The following is a 22741-nucleotide window of genomic DNA, read 5'->3' on the forward strand; positions in this document are numbered from 1 at the left end:
CCCGGGTGCGCTCCTACGGTGGGGTGCGGGGGCCGGTGGAGCCGCGCACCACGCAGCGGCCGGTCATCACCATGCGGCGGATCGGCAGCTGCGGGTTGCCCAGGCGTTCGAGCAGCAGCGACATCGCTGCGCGACCCATGTCCTCGACCGGCTGCTCGACCACGGTAATGCCGGGCTCGACCAGGTCGGTCCAGCGCTCGTTGTCGAAGCCGGCCAGGGCCAGGTCGTCGGGCAGGCGCAGACCCGCGGTGCGGGCGGCCTTGAGCGCGCCCATCAACAGCAGGCTGTTACTGGTGACAATGGCCTCGGGCCGGTCTGCACCGGCCAGCCATTGGCCGACTTCGGCAATCGCCGCTTCGGCGGTGGGCGCCACTTCGCGGTAGGCCGGCGTCAGCCCGGGCGCGCGCATCGCGGCCAGATAGCCGTTACGGCGCTCGGTCGCGGTGGTACTGGTGCCGAACAACCCGCCGATGCGCCGATACCCCTGCGCCTGCAGATGCGCGACCAGCTCGCCCATGGCCGCGGCGTTGTCCAGCACCACGCTGTCGTAGCGGCTGCCGGGGCCGGCGCGGTCCACCAGCACGGTCGGGTAGTCCAGCGCCAGCTCGTGCATGCGCCCGACCGTGCTGCGGGTCGGCGCGAAGATCAGCCCGGTGATGCGTTCTTCCTGCATCAATTGCAGGTACAGCGCCTCGCGCTCGGGGTCTTCGTCGGTGTTGCACAGGGTCACGCGCATGCCCGCACGGTAGGCCACCTCCTCCACCGCGCGGATCAGCGCGGTGAAGTACGGGTTGCGGATGTCGGCAACGATCACCCCCAGGATGCCGGACTGCTGGGAGCGCAGGCGCCGCGCCATCAGATTGGGCCGGTAGCCGGTCTGGCGCACCGCCGCCTCGACCTTGGCCCGTACTTCCTCGCTGACCGGGCCAGTGCCCAGCGCGCGCGAGACCGTCGATTTGGAAACCCCGGCCACGCGGGCCACGTCGTTGATGCTGATACTCACTGGGACCGTTCCCGCTCCATTTGCGCACCTGCAGCCAGGTGCGGTGCCTGATCCGATGCTAACCCGAAAGCACTACACCGTTTTTGTGCAGCGCACATTGACCTGGAACGTGGGAACGTTCCCACTATACTGCCCAGCCCGTTCCTACCCCGGAGTCCGTCTTGTCCTCTCCGTCGCCAGCCGCCCCCGTCACCCCTGAACTCGTGCGTCTGCGTGCGCATGCCCGCGACAAGGACGACGCCATCGCCCAGGCTGCCCAGTTGCTGGTCGCCGCCGGCTGCGTGGCGCCGGGCTACGACGCCAGCATGCGGCGCCGCGAAGGCCTGGCGAACACCTTCCTGGGCCATGGCCTGGCGATCCCGCACGGCGTCGGCGAAGACCGCCACCTGGTGCGCCGCGACGGCATCGCGGTGCTGCAGTTGCCCGAGGGCGTGGAGTGGAACCCGGGCCAGACCACCCGGCTGGTGGTCGGCATCGCCGCCCAGTCCGATACCCACATCACCTTGCTGCGCCGGCTGACCCGCCTGATCCAGGACCCGGCCCAGCTGGAAGCACTGTTCACCACCGACGACCCCGGCGTGATCGTGGCCGCCCTGACCGGCGACCGTGCGCCCGACACCAGCGCCGCACCGGCCACCGACCTGGCCGAAAAATTTGACTGGACCATCGCCTACCCCAGCGGCCTGCACGCGCGCCCGGCCACCCGCTGGGCCGAGACCGCACGCGGTTTCTCGGCGCGCGCCCAGGTGCGCGCCGGCGACCAGGCCGCCGATGCCAAGAGCCTGGTCGGCCTGCTGCAGCTGGGCCTGCATGCCGGCGACAGCATCACCGTCTCGGCCGAAGGCCCCGATGCCGCCGCGCTGCTCAAGCGCCTGCGCGCGGTGATGGACAGCCTGACCGCGCAGGAAAAGGCCGATGCCGAACGCGCCGCGCAACGCCGCGCCGCCCCCGTGGTCGGCTGGACGCCGCCGCAGGCGCAGCCGGCCATCGTCGGCATCGGCGCCAGCCCGGGCGTGGCGATCGGCATCGTGCACCGGCTGCGTGCGGCGCAGACCGAAGTGGCCGATCAACCGGTCGGCCTGGGCGATGGCGGCGCGCTGCTGCACGACGCGCTGACCCGCACCCGCCAGCAGCTGGCGGCGATCCAGGACGACACCCAACGCCGGCTCGGTGCTTCGGACGCGGCAATCTTCAAGGCCCAGGCCGAGCTGCTCAACGACACCGACCTGATCACCCGCACCTGCCAGCTGATGGTCGAAGGCCACGGCGTGGCGTGGTCGTGGCATCAGGCGGTGGAACAGATCGCCTCGGGCCTGGCCGCGCTGGGCAACCCGGTGCTGGCCGGCCGCGCGGCCGACCTGCGCGATGTCGGCCGCCGCGTGCTGGCCCAGCTCGACCCGGCCGCCGCCGGCGCCGGCCTGACCGACCTGCCGGAGCAGCCTTGCATCCTGCTCGCCGGCGATCTGTCGCCGTCGGACACCGCCAATCTGGACACCGCACGCGTGCTCGGCCTGGCCACCGCGCAAGGCGGGCCGACCTCGCATACCGCGATCCTGTCGCGCACGCTGGGCCTGCCGGCGCTGGTCGCGGCCGGCGGCCAGTTGCTGGATATCGAAGACGGCGTCACCGCCATCATCGACGGCAGCAGCGGCCGGCTCTACCTCAACCCGTCCGAGCAGGATCTGGATGCCGCGCGCACCCACATCTCCGAGCAGCAGGCCATCCGCGAGCGCGAAGCCGCCCAGCGCGCCCTGCCCGCCGAGACCACCGACGGTCATCACATCGACATCGGCGCCAACGTCAACCTGCCCGACCAGGTGGCCATGGCGCTAACCCAGGGTGCCGAAGGCGTGGGCCTGATGCGTACCGAATTCCTGTTCCTGGAAAGCGGCAGCACGCCCAGCGAAGACGAGCAGTACCAAACTTACCTGGCGATGGCGCAGGCGCTGGACGGCCGCCCGCTGATCGTGCGCGCGCTGGACATCGGCGGCGACAAGCAGGTGGCGCACCTGGAACTGCCCCACGAAGAAAACCCGTTCCTGGGCGTGCGCGGCGCGCGCCTGCTGCTGCGTCGCCCGGACCTGCTGGAGCCGCAACTGCGTGCGCTGTACCGCGCCGCCAAGGACGGTGCGCGGCTGTCGATCATGTTCCCGATGATCACCTCGGTGCCGGAGCTGATCGCCTTGCGCGCCATCTGCGCGCGCATCCGCGCCGAACTCGACGCGCCCGAAGTGCCGATCGGCATCATGATCGAAGTGCCCGCCGCCGCCGCGCAGGCCGACGTGCTGGCGCGGCATGCGGACTTCTTCTCGATCGGCACCAATGATTTGACCCAGTACGTGCTGGCGATCGACCGCCAGAACCCGGAACTGGCCGCCGAAGCCGACAGCCTGCATCCGGCGGTGCTGCGCATGATCCGCAGCACCATCGAGGGTGCGCGCAAGCACGACCGTTGGGTCGGCGTGTGCGGCGGCCTGGCCGGCGATCCGTTCGGCGCCAGCCTGCTGGCCGGCCTGGGCGTGCAGGAACTGTCGATGACGCCCAACGACATCCCGGCGGTCAAGGCCCGCCTGCGCGGCACCGCGCTGAGTAAGCTGCAGCAGCTGGCCGAGCAGGCGCTGAACTGCGAAACCGCAGAGCAGGTGCGCGCCCTGGAAGCGCAGCGCGAGGGCCAGGCATGAACCTGCACGCCATCACGGTGACGCTGAATCCGGCGATCGACCAGACCATCCAGCTGGACAGCCTGCAGCCGGGCGCGGTGCATCGCGCCAGCAGCGTGCGCAACGATGCCGGCGGCAAGGGCATCAACGTGGCCGCGTGCCTGGCCGACTGGGGCAGCCAGGTCGCCGCACTCGGCGTGCTCGGGGTCGGCAATGCCGGCGTGTTCGAGGCGCTGTTCCGCGAGCGCGGCATCACCGATCACTGCCAGCGCGTGGCCGGCGAGACCCGTACCAACCTCAAGCTGGTCGAGGCGCGCAGCAACGACACCACCGACATCAACCTGCCCGGCCTGCGCCTGGACCAGCCGCACCTGCAGGGCGTGGCCGACCACCTCGCCCCGCTGCTGCGGCCCGGCCTGCCGGTGGTGCTGTCGGGCAGCCTGCCGGCCGGCCTGCCGGACGACAGCTGGGCGCAGCTGCAGGCGCAGGTCAGCGCCGCCGGTGCGCGCGTGCTGCTGGACACCAGTGGCGCGCCGCTGGTGGCCGCACTCGGCGCCGCACGCCAGGCGCTGCCCTACGCAGTCAAGCCGAACCGGCACGAACTGGAAGCCTGGACCGGCCGCCCGCTAACCGACCGCGCCGCCCTCAGCGCCGCCGCGCATGAACTGATCGCCCGCGGCATCCAGCTGGTGGTCATTTCGATGGGCACCGAGGGCGCCCTGTTCGTGCAGCGCGACCAGCGCCTGATCGCGCGTCCGCCGCGCCTGGCGCAGGGCAGCAGCGTGGGCGCCGGTGACGCGATGGTGGCCGGCCTGGCCGCCGCGCTGCTCGACGACTCCACCGACCTGGAACAGTGCGCCCGTCTGGCGACGGCGTTCTCGGTCAGCCGGCTGGAAAGCGGCGATGCGCGCCGGCTGAACCCGCAGCAGGTACGCAAGCTCACCGGCGAGGTCGTCATCGACCAGCTCTCCTAGCAAGGCCGGCGGCGCGCCCGGTGGGAGCACCACCGCAACGCGCCCGGGTCTTGCGCAAGACACCACGTATCCCGCCGGCGCTCGCCGGCGACCGAACAACGCAGGAGATTTGCATGTCCTCTTCCATCGTGGTCATCGCCGCTGGCGACCGCAGCACCGAAGCCGTCCTGGCGGCCGAAGCGCTGCGCCGCGCGGCCACCGCCGCCGGGCGCAGCGTGACGATCGAGATCCGCAGCGACCAGGGTGTGCTCGGCGCACTGCCGGGCGACCTGGCCAGCGGCGCCAGCCAGGTGCTGGTGATCGGCGACGCCGATGCCGACACCGCCCGCTTCGGCGATGCGCAGCTGCTGCGCCTGAGCCTGGGCGCGGTACTCGACGACCCGACCGCCGCAGTGCACCAGCTCGCCGCACCGGCAGCTGCAAACGCGTCGGCTGCCGCAGCCAGCGCAGGCGCCGGCAGCAAGCGCATCGTCGCGATCACCTCCTGCCCCACCGGCATCGCGCACACCTTCATGGCCGCCGAAGGCCTGCAGCAGGCGGCCAAGAAGCTCGGCTACCAGATCCGCGTGGAAACCCAGGGCTCGGTGGGCGCGCAGGACGCCCTGACCGACGAGGAAATCCGCGCTGCCGACCTGGTGCTGATCGCCGCCGATCGCGAGGTCGACCTGGCCCGCTTCGGCGGCAAGCGCCTGTTCAAGAGCGGCACCAAGCCGGCGATCAACGATGGCCCGGCCTTGATCCAGAAAGCGCTGGCCGAAGCCGGCGTGCACGGCGGCGCGGCGCCGGTCGCAGGCGCCGCCAAGGCCGAAAACACCGGCAACGGCCGCACCGGCGCCTACAAGCACCTGATGACCGGCGTGTCGTTCATGCTGCCCTTCGTCACCGCCGGCGGCCTGCTGATCGCCTTGGCATTCGCGCTCGGCGGCATCTATGCCGGCGACGATGCGCACCAGGGCACGCTGGCCTGGTCGCTGTTCCAGATCGGCGCCAAGGCCGGCTTCACCCTGATGGTGCCCGCGCTGGCCGGCTATATCGCCTACTCCATCGCCGACCGCCCCGGCATCGCGCCGGGCATGATCGGCGGCCTGGTCGCGGCCAACCTCAATGCCGGCTTCCTTGGCGGCATTATTGCGGGCTTCATCGCGGGCTATGGCGTGGCCGCGCTCAACCGCTACATCCGCCTGCCGCGCAACCTGGAAGGGCTCAAGCCGGTGCTGATCCTGCCGGTGCTGGGCACGCTGCTGGTCGGCCTGGCGATGATGTATGTGTTCGGCCAACCGGTCGCCGACCTGCTGGCCTGGCTCACCGCCTGGCTGCGCGGCATGCAGGGCAGCAGCGCGCTGCTGCTGGGCCTGTTGCTCGGCGGCATGATGGCCTTCGACATGGGCGGGCCGGTCAACAAGGCCGCCTACGCTTTTTCGACCGGCCTGATCGCCAGCCAGGTCTATACCCCGATGGCCGCCGCCATGGTGGCCGGCATGACCCCTCCGCTGGGCATCGCGCTGGCCACCTGGGTGTTCCGCAACCGCTTCACCGTCGAAGAGCGCGGCTCGGCCACGGCCGCCGGCGTGCTCGGGCTGGCCTTCGTCACCGAAGGCGCCATCCCGTATGCCGCGCGCGACCCGCTGCGCACCATCCCGGCGCTGGTGATCGGCTCGGCCGTGGCCGGCGCGATCTCGATGACCGCCGGTGCCGAGTTGAAGGCACCGCATGGCGGCATCTTCGTGCTGCTGATCCCCAACGCGGTGACCCACCTGCTCAATTACGTGCTGGCCCTGGTGGTCGGCGTGGTGGTCACCGCGGTGGCGCTGCGCCTGCTCAAGAAGCCGGTGGCCGACGTGGTCGCCTGACGGTCGGCCACCTCGCCATTGCCGCGTGGCGCCCGCGCATGCGCCACGCCTGATCGCCGCCCCACTCCACCCCTGACTGGTTTCACCGCTGCGCTGCGCACCTTCGTGCGCGGCCAGCGGCTTGCCCATCCCCTAGCTGTCGCGTTCGCCACCTCGGCCACGCCTTCCTTCGTTCGGAGTCCTGCCATGACCGCCCTCGCCCCCCGCCATGCCCGTCCCCGCCTGCTGTGCCTGTCGCTGGCACTGGCGCTGACCCCGCTCGCCCACGCGCAGGATGCCGCCGATGCCTTCAAGCTCAAGCTGGGTTACACCGGCGAAGCGGCGTCGATGATCGATGGCGGCCGCAAGAACGGCGACGCCTATGCCGGCCAGCTGATGGTCGGCACCGACGTCGACATGGACCGCCTGTTCGGCTGGGGCGGCGCCACGGTCAAGCTGTACGTCACCAACCGCCACGGCACCAACCTGGCCAACAGCAGCATCGGCAACAGCACCTCGGTGCAGGAGATCTACGGCGGCCAGGGCACGCGCCTGGCCAACTTCACCCTGCTGCAAAAACTCTTCAACGACCGCCTGGAACTGGAAGCCGGCCGCAGCGTGGCCAACATCCACTTCCTCGGCTCGGACCTGTGCCAGTACTTCCAGGGCAACTCGGCCTGCGGCAATCCCACCTTCGTGTTCCGCACCAGCAACTTCACGTACTGGCCGGTGTCCAGCTGGGCCGCGCATGCCACCGCCTGGGTCACGCCCAAGGTCTACGTGCATGTGGGCGCCTACGAGGTGAACCCGGTGCAGGCCCAGGACGGCCAGCACGGCCTGAAGTGGAGCACCGACGACACCACCGGCGTGGTGGTGCCTTACGCGGTCGGCTACAAGAACAAGGGCGGCGACGGCAGCATGGCCGCGATGTACGAACTCGGCGGCTGGCAGGACAACTCCGACTACACCGACCCGCTGCGCGACCGCAACGGCAACCCGGCCGTGCTCAGCGGCCTGGGCTACGAGAACAAGCAGGGCCGCTCGGGCATGTTCGCCCGCTTCGAACAGCAGGTCACCAACCCGGATCCGTCCGGCGCCCGCGGCCTGACCGTGTTCGGCGCCATCCTCAAGAGCACCGGCGGCCAGGCGATCGAGGACCACTTCGTGCAACTGGGCCTGGTGCAGAAAGGCACCTTCGCCAGCCGCCCGCAGGACAACATTGCGTTTGTGATCACCCAGCAGAAGTACAGCGACGAAGCCATCGAAAACCTGCGCCTGGCCCGCGCCTCCGCAGGCGGCACCGGCACCCCGGCCGACAACCAGATCATGATGGAGCTCAGCTACGGCATCCAGGTCACCAAGCGCCTGCGCATCGCGCCGAATCTGCATTACGTAATCAACCCCGACCAGTTCAACGAACCCACCCGCACCAACGATCTGAAGAACGCGCTGATTGCGGGCATGCGGATCGACTGGAATTTGTGACCCGTAGAGAAGCTGCGCGCGTTGCGCGCATCATTGGCGGGCACCAGCGCCTGAAGTGAGTGGCGGGTGCGTTGCATCTGACTGCAGTGCAACGCATTGCGCCGACTCGGTTGGCCTAGGCATTTGCCGGTAGCCTACGGAGTTAGATGACCTGCGTAGACGCGCGACCGCACGTGATGAGGCTTTATCGGTCCACCCGGTCGCGCTCAGGCCAGTCACTGGACACGTAAGAGCACGCGACAGCGGATGTCGAAGCTGTAATGACCCACCAATGCCTAGCGCCTGAATTAAGCCGAGCCGCGAAGCAGCTTCGGCTTGAATGAATTGTTAGGGCCCAACCCGAAGAGGTAAGGAGGCCAACCCATGACGGCGAGGTACTCCGAGTGAGTGCGGAAGGGCCAAGCACTTGTATCCCCCATGGCCTTTAAGCGTTTGCGCGCGCCCCGGCCTGAAGCGCCGAGCGTTAGGAGGTTGGCAAGGAAACGTCCGAATGCCTCCGGCTGCGAGTGGGTAGGCCAGCAACAGGGAAGGTCAGATTTTAAGAACAGGATGCAGCGTACGGCAAACTCGCGCTCCTCATCCAGCAACTTGTCCTGCCCGATCAAGCGATGCTCCTTTAGATCGCTGTATTGAGGCCAAAAGCCTTTGGCATAGATCTCGCGGACTGCCGGATCGCTTGAGTGAGGCACGCGCCGCTCAAATTCATCGTTCGTGATTTGACCGGCTAGGAGAGCCCAGGCTGCCTCCGCCAATTGTGACAGTGGGCGCGAATCGATCATTGAGCCGTAACGCCTGATTAAGCCGAGTTGCGAAGCGGCTTCGGCTTGAATGAATTGTTAGCCCCCGACTGAGGCCTCTCGCAGGGAAGTATCCCAAAGGACGAACATATCTGTCTCAGGCGACCGCAGAGGAAGCAATGGGGTTGGGTCAATGCACCAACGATGAAAGACCACCAACAGTTGCCGGACGGAGCCAGCACTCACCGGATAGGTTAGCTCCAAATCTAAAGTACTTAGCCTGCCGCGAACGTCTTTGTATTCGGGTAGCGAGTACAGCCAACCAAAAAACCGATCCTCATCCTCCGAGGCAAAGAATGTTGGACTTCGAAAGGAAATGATCATGGGGCCTAACGCCTGAGTTAAGCCGACCCGCGAAGCGGGTTCGGCTTGAATGAATTGTTAGGCCTCACTCAGTGCTCCGCAGTGCGCGAGCCTTCAATGCTCGCCTTTGGTGCAGTGGTGCGCCGGAGGAAGTCCTGCAGCATGGCTTCTCGACATTCCGCGAATGACCCGTTGTCACGTTGTGCATACATGCGGGAGGCATGCTCGAAGAGATCGGCGAGGAGCTCTCCAAAGTCTTCGGCGGTACCGTCCACATCGCTACTAATGATGACGTGGAGTTGGCCGTGGGCTGCCCACAGGCGCATGAGCTCAAAGGCCTCGGGATCCATCAAAGCGTCTGGAGGAATATCGAGTTCGTCAGAATGCATGTCTGGGGCCTAACACCTGAGTTAAGCCGCGCCGCGAAGCGGCGTCGGCTTGGACGAATTGTTAGGGCGCGACATTGATGAGCCCGAGACCCGACAATGTGGCCACGCCGCCGAGCCCCAGCGCTAGTGCCGCATAGCAAAAAGCCATGACACGCCCTTTCGGGCTGGACCAATGTTCGCAGACCCAGATAAGTGCGCGTAAGAAGAATGTCTTGTGGCTGTAGAAGTAGCTGGCGAGAAACATGGCGCCCCACGCCATCAGGTAGAGTCCCAACAGTACGGTGCTAGGGCCCGTGCGCATTGGACCTGGCTTGAATCCGGCGAGCAAAGTGCTGACAAGGAGGAGGCCCAGAATGGCGATAAGCGACACACCTAGTGCGATGCCGGGCTCGTTTTCAGTTGGATTCGGCTGCATCGAAGCTACCAGAGCGCCCTAACGCCCGAGATAAGCCGACTGGCGAAGCCAGTTCGGCTTGATTGAGTTGTTAGACCAGGATGGCCCAAGGCAAGTGGCCGGCCTTGCTGGCAAAGCAGCCAAGCCTCTGTCACGCAATGCGTCCGGTGCGATGCCGACCAAGTGATCCCTCCGACCAACTCCCCAGCCAAGTGTCCGTCAGCCGGTGCGCCCAAAGCAATCACACCACCACACCGAAAAAGATGCCAGCCGCCTAACGACTGAATTAAGCCGTGCCGCGAAGCGGCGTCGGCTTGAATGAATTGTTAGGGGGCAGCCTACGTGGCGTCATGACTGATTGCCAGGCTGCCGACGAACCACAAGTACGCAGCCGCTGCGACAGTAAGCAAGTGCAGCACGCCGACCCAGCGCCACCGAAGGGCCAAGACCGAAGGGGCAACTAGGGCGACCGTTACGACGAGCCCAGCCAGTGGGAAATACCTAGCGAGTTGCGATGATTCAATGCCGGGAATGCCGGCCACAAGGCATGAGGCCGCAAAGAAAAAGAAAGCAGAAAGGCCTGCGGCTGACGCCTTGAGCTTACGGTTTGGCGTCGAAGAGAGAACAAAAGCCGGGAGGATAACGGTGAGCCCGATGAGCCCGGGAATACCTTGTTCAGCGGCAAAGAGAACGTGGTGCCAATCCATAACTGTCACTGCCCCCTAACAACTATTGGACCGCCGAAATGCAGTATTGCGTTGAGTATCTTCGATCACTGGCGTTTTGTGAACGAGAGAAATCCTAGCCGGGTCACGGGATTGCACAATGGCAAGCGGCCCCGACAATGCGGATGTTTGCGGTGTTATCCAGCACTGACGCAGGCGTATGAAATACACCCCCAAAAACAGTGGCGTAACAGCACCTCCACCGTTCCGGCTACTCGATCAGGTGCGCGACCGCCTGCGGATACTGCACTACAGCCTGCGCACCGAGCAGACCCCTCTGAGCTGGATACGGAGCTTCATCCCGGCCAGCGGCAAGTGCCATCCGGTGCAGATGGGCCAGGTTCAAAATCTCGAATAGCGGCCTCACAGTGCGCAACCGTGCGCTCACAACGTCCAACGCCAGAAAAGAAAAAACCGCGCAATGCGCGGTTTTTTCGTCACACCTTTTGCCAACCGATCAAGGACGACGCGCCAGCGCCTCCACGTCCTTGGCCTTGGGCAGCAGATCCTGCTTGGTGACGGCGAACGGGCCGATGCTCAGCATCGGCACCGCTACGATCACCGAGGAGATCACCACGATCACCGCGCCGATCATGTGCGTTTCGGCCAGGCCTTCCATCGACTCGCCGCCGTAGATGTACAGCGCCAGCGCCGACAGGAAGAACATCACCGCGGTGATCACCGTGCGCGAGAGCGTCTGGTTGATCGAGCGGTTCAGCACTTCCAGCGGTTCCACGCGCAGCGCGCGGAAGTTCTCGCGCACGCGGTCGAACACCACGATGATGTCGTTGATCGCAAAGCCCATCACCGACAACAGGCCGGCCAGCACGGTCAGGTCGAACTCGCGGCCGGTCAGCGACACGAAGGCCACGGTGACCAGCAGGTCGAACAAGGCGGTCAGGCTGGCGACCACCGCGAACTTCCACTCGAAGCGGAAGGCGATGTAGATCAGAAAGCCCACCAGCATGAACACCGTGGCGTACACGCCGTTCAAGGCCAGATCCTTGCCGACCTGCGGGCCGACGAATTCGCCCGGCTGCACGGTGGCGGGGTTCTGCGCGGTGCTGACGGCCTTGCGCACTTCTTCGGCCACGGTGCTGGCGGCATCGTCGCGGTTGTTGTGCTGCTCGCGCGCCTGCAGGCGGATCATCACTTCGTTGCCGCCGCGCGCGTTCTGCACCTGGGCGTTCTCGAAGCCGGCCCTGGCCAGCTGCTCGCGCACCTGATCCACGTCCACGGTCTTCTGGAACGAGGTCTGCACCAGCGTGCCGCCGGTGAATTCCAGCGCGTAGTTGAAGCCCTTGCCGACGATGACGCCGACCGAGGCCACCGCGATCACCAACATCAGGAGCAGCACCGGCTTGCGCAGGCGCATGAAGTCGATCCTGGTGTCGTTCGGGATCAGATGAAGCGGAAAAATTTTCATTAAAAGATCTTCCTAAAAAGTCCGCACATGGATGTGCGGGCTCTTGCGAGGGACTCGCATTAAATAGCGACGGTCTTCAGCTTCTTGCGGCGGCCGTAGATCAGCACCGCCAGCGCACGCGACACGGTGATCGCGGTGAACATCGAGGCGAAGATACCGATCATCATGGTCAGCGCGAAGCCCTTCAACGGGCCGGTGCCGAACGCGTACAGGGCCACCGCCACGATCAAACCGGTGAGGTTGGCGTCCAGGATGGTGCCGCCGGCCTTTTCGTAACCGGCGGCAATCGCCGATTTGGCCGGCACGCCCAGCCGCAGCTCCTCGCGGATACGCTCGTTGATCAGCACATTGGCGTCCACCGACAGGCCCACCGACAGCGCCAGGCCGGCAAAGCCCGGCAGCGTCATGGTGGCGCCGAACAGCGACATCACCGCCACCACGATCAGCAGGTTGAACAGCAGCGCCACCGAGGTGATCGCGCCGAACACGCGGTAGTAGACGGTGAAGAACACCAGCGTGAACAGAAACGAGTAGATCACTGCGGTGACGCCGCGCTCCACGTTCTCCGCGCCCAGGCTCGGGCCGATCACGTATTCCTCGACGAAATCCATCGGCGCGGCCAGCGAGCCGGATTTCAGCAGCTTGGCCAGGTTCTCGGCCTCGGTCTTCTCCAGGCCGGTGGTCTGGAAGTTCTTGCCGAACACGCCGGCAATGCGGGTCGGCGACAAGGCTTCTTCCTTGACCCGAACGCTGCGCACTTCCTTGCCGTCGACCATGGTCACGGTGGGGATGCGCTCGATGTAAACCACCGACATCAGCTTGCCGACGTTGGCGCTGGTGTAATCGAGCATGCGCTGGCCGGCGACGTTGTTGAGCGTCACGGCCACCGCCGGCATGCCGTTCTGGTCGGTGCTGACGCTGGCACTGACCATCTGGTCGCCGGTCACCAGCGCGCGCTTGTTCAGCAGCACCGGTGCGCCGGTATCGCGCACGCGGTAGACCTTGGCTTCCGGCGGGATGCTGCCGCTGCGCACGGCGTCTTCGGCATTGCCTTCGACCACCGCACGGAATTCCAGCGAGGCGGTGGCACCGATCAGGCGCTTGGCCTCGGCGGTGTCCTGCAGGCCGGGCAGTTCGACCACGATGCGGTCTTCGCCCTGCCGCTGGATGGTCGGTTCGGACACGCCCAGCGCGTTGACACGGTTGCGCAAGGTGGTGAGGTTCTGCTCGATCGCGCCGCTGGCGATCTGCTTGAGTTCGGCCTCGGGCACCTTCACCGAGATGTTCTGGCCGCTGACGTCGTAGGTCAGCGTCGGCTGCGACTTGGCCAGCGCGGTGCGCGCGGCGTCGACGCTGGCGCCTTCGCTCAGGCTGACCTGGATGCTGTTGTCGCCGCGGCGCTCGACCGAGCGATAGGCGATACGGCCATCGCGCAGCGTGGTGCGGATGTCTTCGGCAAAGCCGTCCAGGCGCTTTTCCAGCGCGGCCTTCTGGTCCACCTGCATGGCGAAATGCACGCCGCCGACCAGGTCCAGGCCCAACACCATCGGCCGGCCGCCCAGCTTGGCCAGCCAGTCCGGCACGGTCGAGGCCAGATTCAGCGCCACCGTGTAGTTCTCGCCCAGTTGCTGGCGCAGCACGTCGTTGGCGCGGGTCTGTGCCTGCAGGTTGGGCAGGCGCACCATCAGGCTGTCGCCTTCCCGGGTGACGGCCTTCGGCGTGATGCCAGCGGCCTTGAGGTCGGCGTCGATGCGGCTGCGCAAGGCGTCGTCGAGCTGGGCACCGCGGCTGGCGGTGATCTGCACGGACGGGTCCTTCTGGTAGATGTTGGGCAGCGCGTACAACGCACTGACCGCCAGCACCAGCAGGATCAGGAAATACTTCCAGCGAGGAAATTCGAGCATTGCGACAGTCCCGCGCGACACCATCCCGGCGACGCGCCTAGCAGTGAAAACGACTTCCAGCGGCCAACACAATGACGCCAGCGGTCGTCAGGTGGATGCGGCGGTGCGCGGAGCGGAGCGATGCGCGCCGGTTCGCGGCACCGACTGCGCCCACCTGACAGTGGGCGCAGCAGGTTGGCTGCCGCTTAGTTGGCAGACTTCAGCGTGCCCTTGGGCAGCACGTGGCCCACGGCACTCTTCTGCACGCGGATGCGCACGTTGTCGGCCACTTCCACGGTGATGAAGTTGTCGCCGATGTCGGTGATCACGCCCGCCACGCCGCCGGAGGTGATGACTTCATCGCCGCGCGCCAGCTTGTCCAGCAGCGACTTGTGCTCCTTCTGGCGCTTCATCTGCGGGCGGATCATCAGGAAATACATGACCGCGATCAGGATGATCGGCAGCGCGAAGGTGGACAGGCTTCCCATCGGGCCGGGCGCCGGCGCGCCGCCAGTGGCCTGCGCCTGGGCGACGGGGATCAGGAAATCGAGCAGATTCATTCAGTGCGTCCTAGTTTTGGTGCCAGCGCGCCAAGCGGCCCGCTCGCTATTCAGGTACCGCCGGAGCGGAACAGCCGGGAATTATGCCATGCAGGTTCCAAACCGTCCGCGCGGGGCGCGGACGGCCGGTCTCAGCTGGTTTCCCCCGGCAACGGCGGCGTGGTGGCGCCGCGTGCCGCATAGAAGGACCGCCGGAACTGCGCAAAGGTTCCCGCTGCGATGGCCGCGCGCAGGTCGGCCATCAGCTTCTCGTAGTACCAGAGGTTGTGCAGGGTGCCCAGCATCGGCGCGAGCATCTCGTTGCAGCGGTCCAGGTGGCGCAGATACGAACGCGTGTAGCCGCTGCTGCAGGCATGGCAGCCGCAGCCCGGCTCGATGGTGTCCAGGTCGCGCTCGTACCTGGCGTTGCGGATGCGCACGGTGCCGAAGGAGGTGAAGTAATGCCCGTTGCGCGCGTTGCGGGTGGGCATCACGCAGTCGAACATGTCCACGCCACGCGCCACGCCTTCGACCAGGTCCTCGGGCCGGCCCACGCCCATCAGATAGCGCGGGCGCTCGGCCGGCAGGCGCGGATGCAGGTGTTCCAGCATCGCATTGCGCTCGTGCTCCGGCTCGCCCACCGCCAGCCCGCCGATGGCGTAGCCGTCGAACCCGATGTCCTGCAGCCCGTCCAGCGAGCGGCTGCGCAGGTCCGGATGCACCCCGCCCTGCACGATGCCGAACAGCGCCGCGTCGTTGCCCAGCCCGTCATGCGCCTGCCGCGAGCGTTGCGCCCAGCGCAGGCTCAGCTCCATCGAGCGCCGCGCCACCTCCTCGGTGGCCGGGTACGGCGTGCATTCGTCGAAGATCATCACGATGTCCGAATCGAGCACCTTCTGGATCTGCATGCTCTCTTCCGGGCCCAGGAACACCCGTGCGCCGTCGGTCGGCGAGGCGAAGGTGACGCCCTGCTCGGTGATCTTGCGGCGATGCGCCAGCGAAAACACCTGGAACCCGCCCGAATCGGTGAGGATCGGCCCGTCCCAGCGCGCGAACCCGTGCAGCCCGCCGTGATCGCCGATCACCTCCAGACCCGGACGCAGATACAGGTGGAAGGTATTGCCCAGGATGATCTCCGCCCCCAGCGCGCGGATCTGCTCGGGCAGGATGCCCTTGACCGAGCCATAGGTGCCCACCGGCATGAACGCCGGCGTCTCGACGGTGCCGCGCGGAAAGGTCAGGCGCCCACGGCGGGCATGGCCGTCGGTGGCTTGGAGCTGGAACTGGAGTCGGGACATTGAGGGGCCGGGATTTGGAATTGGGGATTCGGGATTGGCAAAAGCGAGGAGGCGGCAAACGGTGTGCTGTTACGAATCCCCAATCCCGACTCCCCAATCCCTGCTCCACAGCAACATCGCATCGCCATACGAAAAGAAGCGATAGCGCTGTTCGATGGCGTGTTGATAGGCGGCGAAGATGCGCTCGCGGCCGGCGAAGGCCGAGACCATCATCAGCAACGTGCTTTCGGGCAGATGGAAGTTGGTGACCATCGCGTCGACGCTGCGGATGCGGTAGCCGGGCAGGATGAAGATCTGGGTTTCGCCGGCAAACGGCAGCAACTCGCCCTCGGGCGCGGCATCGGTGATGCGCCAGGCGCTTTCCAGCGAGCGCACCACGGTGGTTCCCACCGCGATGACGCGGCCGCCACGCGCACGCGTGCGCCGCACCTGCTCGACCAGCGCGGCACCGACGTTGAGCCATTCGGTGTGCATCACGTGCTGATCCAGCGCGTCCACGCGCACCGGCTGGAAGGTGCCGGCGCCCACGTGCAGGGTGACATGGCCGAACTCCACCCCGCGCTCGCGCAGCCGTGCCAGCAGCGCCTCGTCGAAATGCAGCCCGGCGGTGGGCGCGGCCACTGCGCCCACTTCGCGCGCGAACACGGTCTGGTAGCGCTCGCGGTCTTCCACCCCCGGCTCGCGGCGGATGTACGGCGGCAGCGGCAGGCGCCCGGCCTCCAGCAGCCAGTGCTCCAGCGGCGTGGGGATCTCGAAGCGCAGCAGGTAGAACTCGCCGTCACGGCCCAGCACCTCGGCCTGGCCGCCGGCATCCAGCGCGATCCAGCTGCCGGTCTTGGGTGACTTGCTGGCGCCGATCTGCACGCGCGCTTTCCGCTCGCCCAGCAGGCGCTCGATCAGGATTTCCACCCGCCCGCCACTGGCCTTCTGCCCGAACAGCCGCGCCGGGATCACCCGGGTATCGTTGAAGATCAGCAGATCGCCCGGCTGCAGCAGCTCGGGCAGATCGCGCACCTGCCGGTCGACAAGCGCCTGCGGCGATGGCGGCACCACCAGCAAGCGGCTGGCCGCGCGCTCGGCCAATGGCGCCTGGGCGATCAGCTCGTCGGGCAGCGAATAGTTGAAATCGGACTTCTTCAAGGCCGCAGGATGTGTTGGCTGAGGAGCCGGATAGTGTAACTGCGGCGGATTGGGGATTCGGGATTCGGGATGAGTTAAGAACAGGATCCGCAGGCCGGAACGTTCAGGACACAAGCCGGCCTGCTTTGACGAATCCCCAATCCCCAATGCCGAATCCCGGCTCCCCTCACCTCTCGAACTTCGTTGACAAAATGATCGACGTCGTCGTGCGCTCCACGCCGTCGATCGCGCCGATGGCGTCGGTGAGCACGTCCATCTCGTTGACGCCGCCGACCACGCCCAGGGCGATCAGGTCGTAGGCGCCGCTGACCGAATGCAGCAGGCGCACCTGCGGGATGTCGCGCAGCGCCTTGACCACCGCGGGCATCTTCTTGGGCAGTACGGTGATCAGGATGTGCGCGCGGATGCGGCCCTGTTCGTAAGCGTCGTGGGTGCGCACGGTGTAGCCGCTGATCACCCCGTCGCGCTCGAGTTTGTCGATCCGGCTCTGCACGGTGGTGCGCGACAGCCCGAGCCGGCGCGCAATCTGCGCGGTGGAGGCGCGCGCGTCCTCGCGCAGCAGCGACAGCAGGCGTTCGTCGGAGGGAGTGATTTTCACTTTTCGCCCAAATGGTTCGTCGATTCGACGAAAATACCCGACTTCCTGCCCGGATTCACGCTGCCAAACGCCGATCTTCTGCCGATAATAGAAAGGGAACGCCACCTTGCAGGAGATGCGCCATGTCCGTCCTCGCCCCGCTCGCCCCGTTGCGCGCCCATGCCGGCCGCCGCCTGACCGATGGCCTGGACGATGCCAGCATCGCGCGCCTGGCCGCCAGCCACCCGGATCTCGCACACGCCATCGACGCGGCCGCTGCCGAGTACGCGCTGGTGCGCGCCGAGGCCGCCGACCTGCTGGACCTGGACGAAGACGCACAGATCGGCGCGGTGCAGGACGGCTTCATCAACTTCTACGCCGACGATGCGGTGACCCCGTACGTGGCGCTGGCCGCGCGCGGCCCCTGGGTGATCACGCTCAAGGGCGCGGTGCTGTACGACGCCGGCGGCTACGGCATGCTCGGCTTCGGCCACACCCCCGCGCCGGTGCTCGAGGCGATGGCGCGTCCGCAGGTGATGGCCAACGTGATGACGCCGAGCCTGGCGCAGCGCCGGCTCGACCGCGCGCTGCGCGCCGAGATCGGGCATACCCGCGGCGGCTGTCCGTTCGCACGCTTCATGTGCCTCAACTCCGGTTCTGAAGCGGTCGGCCTGGCCGCGCGCATCGTCGATACCAATGCCAAGCTGCACACCGACCCGGGCGCGCGCCATGCCGGCGCCAGCATCAAGCGCGTGGTGGTCAAGGGCAGCTTCCATGGCCGCACCGACCGCCCCGGCCTGTATTCCGATTCCAGCCGCAAGACCTACACCAAGTACCTGGCCAGCTACCGCGACGAAGACTCGGTGATCGCGATCGCGCCCTACGACGTGGCGGCGCTGCAGCGCGCCTTCGACGAGGCCGCGCGCAATCACTGGTTCATCGAGGCGGTGTTCCTGGAGCCGGTGATGGGCGAAGGCGACCCGGGCCGCGCATTGCCGGCCACGTTCTATGCCGCCGCGCGCGAGCTGACCCGCCTGCACGGCAGCCTGCTGCTGGTGGATTCGATCCAGGCCGGCCTGCGCGCGCACGGCGTGCTGTCGGTGGTGGATTACCCCGGCTTCGAACAGCTCGACCCGCCGGACCTGGAGACCTACTCCAAGGCGCTCAACGCCGCGCAGTACCCGTTGTCGGTGCTGGCGGTGACCGAACACGCCGCGCAGGTGTATCGCAAAGGCACCTACGGCAACACCATGACCACCAATCCGCGTGCGCTGGATGTCGCCTGCGCCACGCTGGCGTTGTTCACCCCGCAGGTGCGCGAGAACATCCGCACCCGCGGCGCGCAGGCGATCGCCAAGCTGCAGGCACTGCAGTCCGAGCTGGGCGGCCTGATCACCAAGGTGCAGGGCACCGGGCTGCTGTTCTCCTGCGAGCTGGCGCCGCAGTTCAAGTGCTATGGCGCCGGTTCCACCGAGGAATGGCTGCGCCACCGCGGCGTCAACGTGATCCACGGCGGCGAGAATTCGCTGCGCTTCACCCCGCACTTTGCGATGGACGAAGACGAGCTGGATCTGCTGGTCGGATTGATCGGGCGTGCGCTGAAGGAAGGCCCGCGCCAGAGCCAGGCCGAGGCGGCCTGAGCGCTACCGAGACGCATGGCGAGCAGTCGCCAGCGGGAAGCGGACGGTGCGCAGGAACGTCGGTCACCGAGCGGTACACGCCGATGCGGAGCACCGGCCCGCGCCCCGGGCGGCCAGAGCGATGGTGTTGTAGACCGCTCGACTTCAAGGCGACGCAGGCAGTGCCTGCGCGCCTGCAGGATAGGCGCGGCCACTCCCGGGCAACCGCCACGCACCGTCGGCGCTGCGCGCGGCGGGGGTGCTGCCTGGCCCGGTCAGATCGGCACGGCGCTCAGCTTGCGACGCAGGTAATTGGTCACTGCCCGGCGTGGCGACTTGCCGCGCCAGGACGCCCAGCACAGATGCGAGCCCACCGCGACCGTGCCGCCACGGTGGCCGAGCCCGAACCAGGTGCGATCGGGATGGAACGCATCGCGCGCCGGAAACACGATGCCGGCAAACTCGCCGGCGTGCGCGTTGTAGAAACGCGTCAACCCGCGCGGGCCGGAAATCATCGGAATCTGCCGGTGGTCTTCCAGCGTCTCGGGCGCATGCATGGTGAAGATGTGCTCGATGAAGGCGCGCCAGAACGGATGTCCTGCCTCCGAGCCGAACACCGCATTGCCGATCTTGAACTGCTCGTTGCCGGGCGCGCCCTCTTCGATCGGCAGCACGCATTGCTGTGCCAGTACGTCCGCGCCAAGCGTGCGCAGCAGCTTGTAGTCGGTGTCGAAATAGAACCCGCCATAGGTATGCATGTAGGCGCAGCGGGCGATGTCTGCCTTCATCACACCGAAGCGGATCGCTTCGTAGCGGTCGGCCAATTCCGGGAAGGCGCGACGCATCAGCGCCGAGTTGTCGGCATCGTCCCAGACATGGCAGGTCCAGCCCGGCAGCAGCCGCTGCAGACGGGCCTGGATTTTGCGCTCTTCCCAAAGCAGGTGCTTGGTCGGCGCAGTGAGATGGAACACGTGGGGAATCATGGGGGCTTCTCGGGCTGGGGGAGGCAGAACCTCCACCGAAGCACCCGCGTCGAAGCCGGCTACCCGGGTGGAGACCCGGTCGGCCCTAACAGTAGCCCCATTATTAGTGTGACGTAATTCACAATTTTAAATGGTTACGCTTACCGTCGATGTGCAAAATCAATGCAGCACCGAAGTTTGCTCACCGGGTCGTCATCCGGAACGGCAGCCTCATCCAGACCAGCTCGCCTGTGCCGCGTCCCCATCATTCCCAACATCTGTCGGCGCGTCCTTTCAGGGTTGCACTGCGCGGGCAATCGCGTGGTGCGATGCGTCCGGCCTCTTTCTCCACCAGTCGCTTGCCGCCATCGCTGCCGCGCTCCAGTTCGAACGCATCGTAGAGACGCCCGGTGGCGGTGCGCGACTCGTAACGCAAGGTGTGGTTGTCGATGCGAAGCACCTGGTAGAGCTGGGTGTCCTCGCCGACCGGACGCATGGTCTTGCGCGCCATGTCCGAGAGCCGGTACTGCTTGGGTCCGGCCACCGAGACCACGAACACCGGCGTGGCCTGCCCTGCCGCATCGCCGCGCCTGCCGTAGGTGTGGTCGTGGCCCTGCAGCACCAGATCGACCTTGTGGCGGCGTATCACCGGCAGCACCTGCTCGACCAGTTTCTCGTTCTGGCGATCGGCGCGCGGAGAAAAGAACGGCTGGTGGATCAGCACGATCGACCACGGGTGCGGGTTGTCGGCCAGTACCTTGTCCAGCCACTGCGCCTGTGCCGGGCCGGTGCCCAGATCCAGAACGGAGGTGCCATCGAGCACGGCGATGCGCACACCCTGATAGTCGAACCAGTAGCTCGTGCGTGCGGTGGCCGACGGCCCGTTACGCGGCAGCGCGAAGGTCACCGGCCAATGCGTGCCAAGCGTGCGCGTGGCCTGTGGGGTGTCCTCGCCCTCTTCGTGATACTCGTGATTGCCCGGCGCCGGCGCCACCGCGGTGCCTTCCAGCAGCCAGCGCCCGGCGTCGAACCACTCGGCCCATTCGTTGTCGTCCTGGCCGTCCTTGCCGCTGACCAGGTCGCCGGCGAACAGCGCCAGCCGCGCATCCGGTGCCGAGCGCCAGGCCTGGCGGATCACCCGCGAGACGAGGCTGAGGTTCTTGTTCTGGGTGTCGCCGAAATACAGCAGCGTCAGCGGCGTATCCGCGGTGGCGGCTGTGCGGAAATGATTCCACGCCCCCCAGGTGTGGTTGCCCTGCACGCGGTAGGCATACAGCGTGTCCGGCGTCAGCCCGTCGATATCGGCGCGGTGGTGATGCGAGCTGCCGTTTTCGCTGGTCAGCGTGGTGGTGCTGGCGCGGATGCGGCGCGGCGTGCCCACATCGGGCGAGTCGCCGGCAACCACCAGTTCCAGCCACGGCTGGTCGACGCTGGTATCGGTACGCCAGGCCACCGCGAAACCGGTCGCCGCCGCCTGCGCGGGCGTGGCGACGATGCGGTCCGGAAAGCCATCGGCAACATAATGGGTGGAGCCGGCCGGCACCTGGGTGTTGGGTTCGGCCGCGCGCTCGGCAGCGAACGATCCAGTGCCCGTCATCGCCACCAGCAACAGCGCGCAAGACAGCATCGCACGTGCGGCGATCATGGCGCGCATTCTTTCAAACGTAGCGTGCGCGCGATATCGTGCCAGTCGAAGGCCGCCACCGCCTGGTCGTCGTGCAAGGCGTAGAACACCCCGCCCGGAAAGCGCGCATCGCCACGTTGATCCAGCCACACACCGTCGGTGTTGGCGGTCACCCGGCCGGCGAAGGCGCCGACATGCGCCAGGCTCTGGCGGTCGAACACCTGGAACACGCTGCGGTCCTTGAACTGATCGGTGGCGATCCAGTAACCGCTGCCGTCCTTGCATGCAAACAGCGTCATGCCTTCGGCCTGCGCCTTGAACAGGCCGCTGCCGACATTGCGCCCGCGGTAGCGTCCGTCCATCCCGTATTCGCGCAACTGCGTGCCCACGGCAACATCCTCTTCGGCAATCATCAGGCGCGCATGCGCTTCATCGCCGAATACCGACTCGGCGATCCGTATCGCGCCCGCCTCGGTGGTATCGCCGAAGCTCTGGGTCAGGCGCGCTTGCCAGACCTGCCCTGCGTCGTCCACCTGATAGCGACGGAAACGCTGACCGAGTTCGGCCAGCGGCGGCGGCTCATCCTTGTTGGCAGGCGACATGTAGTTGTCGCTGACCACCACCTCGTAGCCGCCGTCGTGCTTGCGCACCCACAGGCCATAGGGCTCGCGCAATTCGTCCTGGCCGAAGCTGGTCAATGAGGTGAAATCCGGCAGCGAGAACACCTGCACGCGGCGGTTGTCGCGCTCGACCACGAACACCAGATCGTCGACGACCGAAATTCCGTTTGGCCGATCCAGCTTTCCCAGGGCCTTGCCCTTGCCGCCGACCACGCGCAGGCGCTTGCCGCTATCGCCATCGAACACCACCAGCGCATGCGTGGCCTTGGCGGTGGCGATCAACCAGCGGCTGCCATCGGGCGCACTCCAGCTGGCCGGCGAATCCAGGTTGTCGGCCGGGGTCAGCGCGGTGATGAAGGCTTCCGGCACCACTTCGTGCGCCACCTTGGCCTCGCTGAGCAAGGGGTCCTTCAGCAGCGCCTCGTCGGCTTCGCGGTCGGCCGGTGCGCTGGCGCAGGCGGTCAGCGCCAGCGTGGTGGCGAGCAGTGTGGTGT

General features: G+C 66.9%; 18 protein-coding genes. 6 read left to right on the plus strand and 12 right to left on the minus strand.

The features are described 5' to 3' along the window. Positions 1-13: 13 nt before the first annotated feature. The gene (locus EO174_RS15355) at positions 14-1003 is read right to left on the minus strand and encodes a LacI family DNA-binding transcriptional regulator (protein WP_126945571.1); all 990 of its coding nucleotides are present in this window, start codon (positions 1001-1003) and stop codon (positions 14-16) included. Positions 1004-1164: 161 nt separating this feature from the next. Between EO174_RS15355 and ptsP the strand changes: the two genes are divergently transcribed. The 4 genes from ptsP to EO174_RS15375 all read left to right on the plus strand — a co-directional run bounded on the left by ptsP (position 1165) and on the right by EO174_RS15375 (position 7951). After that, positions 1165-3684 carry a phosphoenolpyruvate--protein phosphotransferase gene (gene ptsP, locus EO174_RS15360; RefSeq protein ID WP_126945574.1) on the plus strand — a complete coding sequence of 840 codons (2520 nt, stop codon included), beginning with the start codon at positions 1165-1167 and terminating at the stop codon, positions 3682-3684. Then, positions 3681-4637 (plus strand): 1-phosphofructokinase, encoded by a 957-nt coding sequence (pfkB, locus tag EO174_RS15365; protein WP_126945577.1) that lies wholly within the window; start codon positions 3681-3683, stop codon positions 4635-4637. The genes ptsP and pfkB overlap by 4 nt, the downstream gene beginning before the upstream one ends. A gap of 113 nt (positions 4638-4750) precedes the next feature. Next, positions 4751-6487, plus strand: coding sequence for a fructose-specific PTS transporter subunit EIIC (locus EO174_RS15370; protein ID WP_126945580.1), 1737 nt, complete (start codon positions 4751-4753; stop codon positions 6485-6487). 186 nt (positions 6488-6673) lie between these two features. Next, positions 6674-7951, plus strand: coding sequence for a carbohydrate porin (locus EO174_RS15375; RefSeq protein ID WP_164740227.1), 1278 nt, complete (start codon positions 6674-6676; stop codon positions 7949-7951). Between the two features lie 1189 nt (positions 7952-9140). Here EO174_RS15375 and EO174_RS15380 read toward each other — a convergent pair. Together EO174_RS15380 and EO174_RS15385 are read right to left on the minus strand one after the other, a co-directional pair. Continuing rightward, positions 9141-9440: a DUF5076 domain-containing protein gene (locus tag EO174_RS15380; RefSeq protein WP_126945583.1), complete on the minus strand. Its 300-nt coding sequence runs from the start codon at positions 9438-9440 to the stop codon at positions 9141-9143. A 61-nt stretch (positions 9441-9501) separates the two neighbouring features. Further along, positions 9502-9855 carry a hypothetical protein gene (locus EO174_RS15385; RefSeq protein WP_126945586.1) on the minus strand — a complete coding sequence of 118 codons (354 nt, stop codon included), beginning with the start codon at positions 9853-9855 and terminating at the stop codon, positions 9502-9504. A gap of 864 nt (positions 9856-10719) precedes the next feature. Here EO174_RS15385 and EO174_RS15390 point away from each other — a divergent pair. Then, complete coding sequence (locus EO174_RS15390; protein WP_126945589.1) at positions 10720-10917, plus strand: phage integrase N-terminal SAM-like domain-containing protein; 198 nt, start codon at positions 10720-10722, stop codon at positions 10915-10917. Positions 10918-11016: 99 nt separating this feature from the next. Here EO174_RS15390 and secF read toward each other — a convergent pair whose 3' ends face one another. The 6 genes from secF to EO174_RS15420 form a co-directional block, all read right to left on the minus strand. Continuing rightward, complete coding sequence (secF, locus tag EO174_RS15395; RefSeq protein ID WP_126945592.1) at positions 11017-11985, minus strand: protein translocase subunit SecF; 969 nt, start codon at positions 11983-11985, stop codon at positions 11017-11019. Between the two features lie 59 nt (positions 11986-12044). Beyond that, entirely contained in the window at positions 12045-13889 is a 1845-nt protein-coding gene (secD, locus tag EO174_RS15400; RefSeq protein WP_164739856.1) for a protein translocase subunit SecD, read from the minus strand. Positions 13890-14074: 185 nt separating this feature from the next. Beyond that, positions 14075-14428 (minus strand): preprotein translocase subunit YajC, encoded by a 354-nt coding sequence (gene yajC, locus EO174_RS15405; protein ID WP_104533651.1) that lies wholly within the window; start codon positions 14426-14428, stop codon positions 14075-14077. A 131-nt stretch (positions 14429-14559) separates the two neighbouring features. Beyond that, positions 14560-15705 carry a tRNA guanosine(34) transglycosylase Tgt gene (tgt, locus tag EO174_RS15410; RefSeq protein WP_104647936.1) on the minus strand — a complete coding sequence of 382 codons (1146 nt, stop codon included), beginning with the start codon at positions 15703-15705 and terminating at the stop codon, positions 14560-14562. 69 nt (positions 15706-15774) lie between these two features. Next, positions 15775-16845 (minus strand): tRNA preQ1(34) S-adenosylmethionine ribosyltransferase-isomerase QueA, encoded by a 1071-nt coding sequence (gene queA, locus EO174_RS15415; protein ID WP_126945598.1) that lies wholly within the window; start codon positions 16843-16845, stop codon positions 15775-15777. Between the two features lie 166 nt (positions 16846-17011). Continuing rightward, positions 17012-17443, minus strand: a complete 432-nt coding sequence (locus tag EO174_RS15420; protein ID WP_104582110.1) for an Lrp/AsnC family transcriptional regulator — start codon at positions 17441-17443, stop codon at positions 17012-17014. A gap of 122 nt (positions 17444-17565) precedes the next feature. On the opposite strand from EO174_RS15420, the gene EO174_RS15425 reads away from it, so the two are divergent. Continuing rightward, positions 17566-19062, plus strand: a complete 1497-nt coding sequence (locus EO174_RS15425; protein WP_126945601.1) for an aminotransferase class III-fold pyridoxal phosphate-dependent enzyme — start codon at positions 17566-17568, stop codon at positions 19060-19062. A 254-nt stretch (positions 19063-19316) separates the two neighbouring features. Here the strand turns inward: EO174_RS15425 and EO174_RS15430 are convergent, their stop codons facing one another. The 3 genes from EO174_RS15430 to EO174_RS15440 form a co-directional block, all read right to left on the minus strand. Continuing rightward, positions 19317-20024, minus strand: a complete 708-nt coding sequence (locus tag EO174_RS15430) for a glycosyltransferase (RefSeq protein WP_104582108.1) — start codon at positions 20022-20024, stop codon at positions 19317-19319. Between the two features lie 244 nt (positions 20025-20268). Continuing rightward, positions 20269-21648 carry a metallophosphoesterase family protein gene (locus EO174_RS15435; protein WP_126945604.1) on the minus strand — a complete coding sequence of 460 codons (1380 nt, stop codon included), beginning with the start codon at positions 21646-21648 and terminating at the stop codon, positions 20269-20271. Then, a complete protein-coding gene (locus EO174_RS15440; RefSeq protein ID WP_126945769.1) occupies positions 21645-22733 on the minus strand; it encodes a phytase in 1089 nt (362 codons plus the stop codon). Before EO174_RS15440 ends, EO174_RS15435 begins: the two co-directional genes overlap by 4 nt. Between the last annotated feature and the right edge of the window lie 8 nt (positions 22734-22741).

This window comes from Xanthomonas sp. BRIP62418, from assembly GCF_003993495.1.
GTDB lineage: Bacteria > Pseudomonadota > Gammaproteobacteria > Xanthomonadales > Xanthomonadaceae > Xanthomonas > Xanthomonas euroxanthea.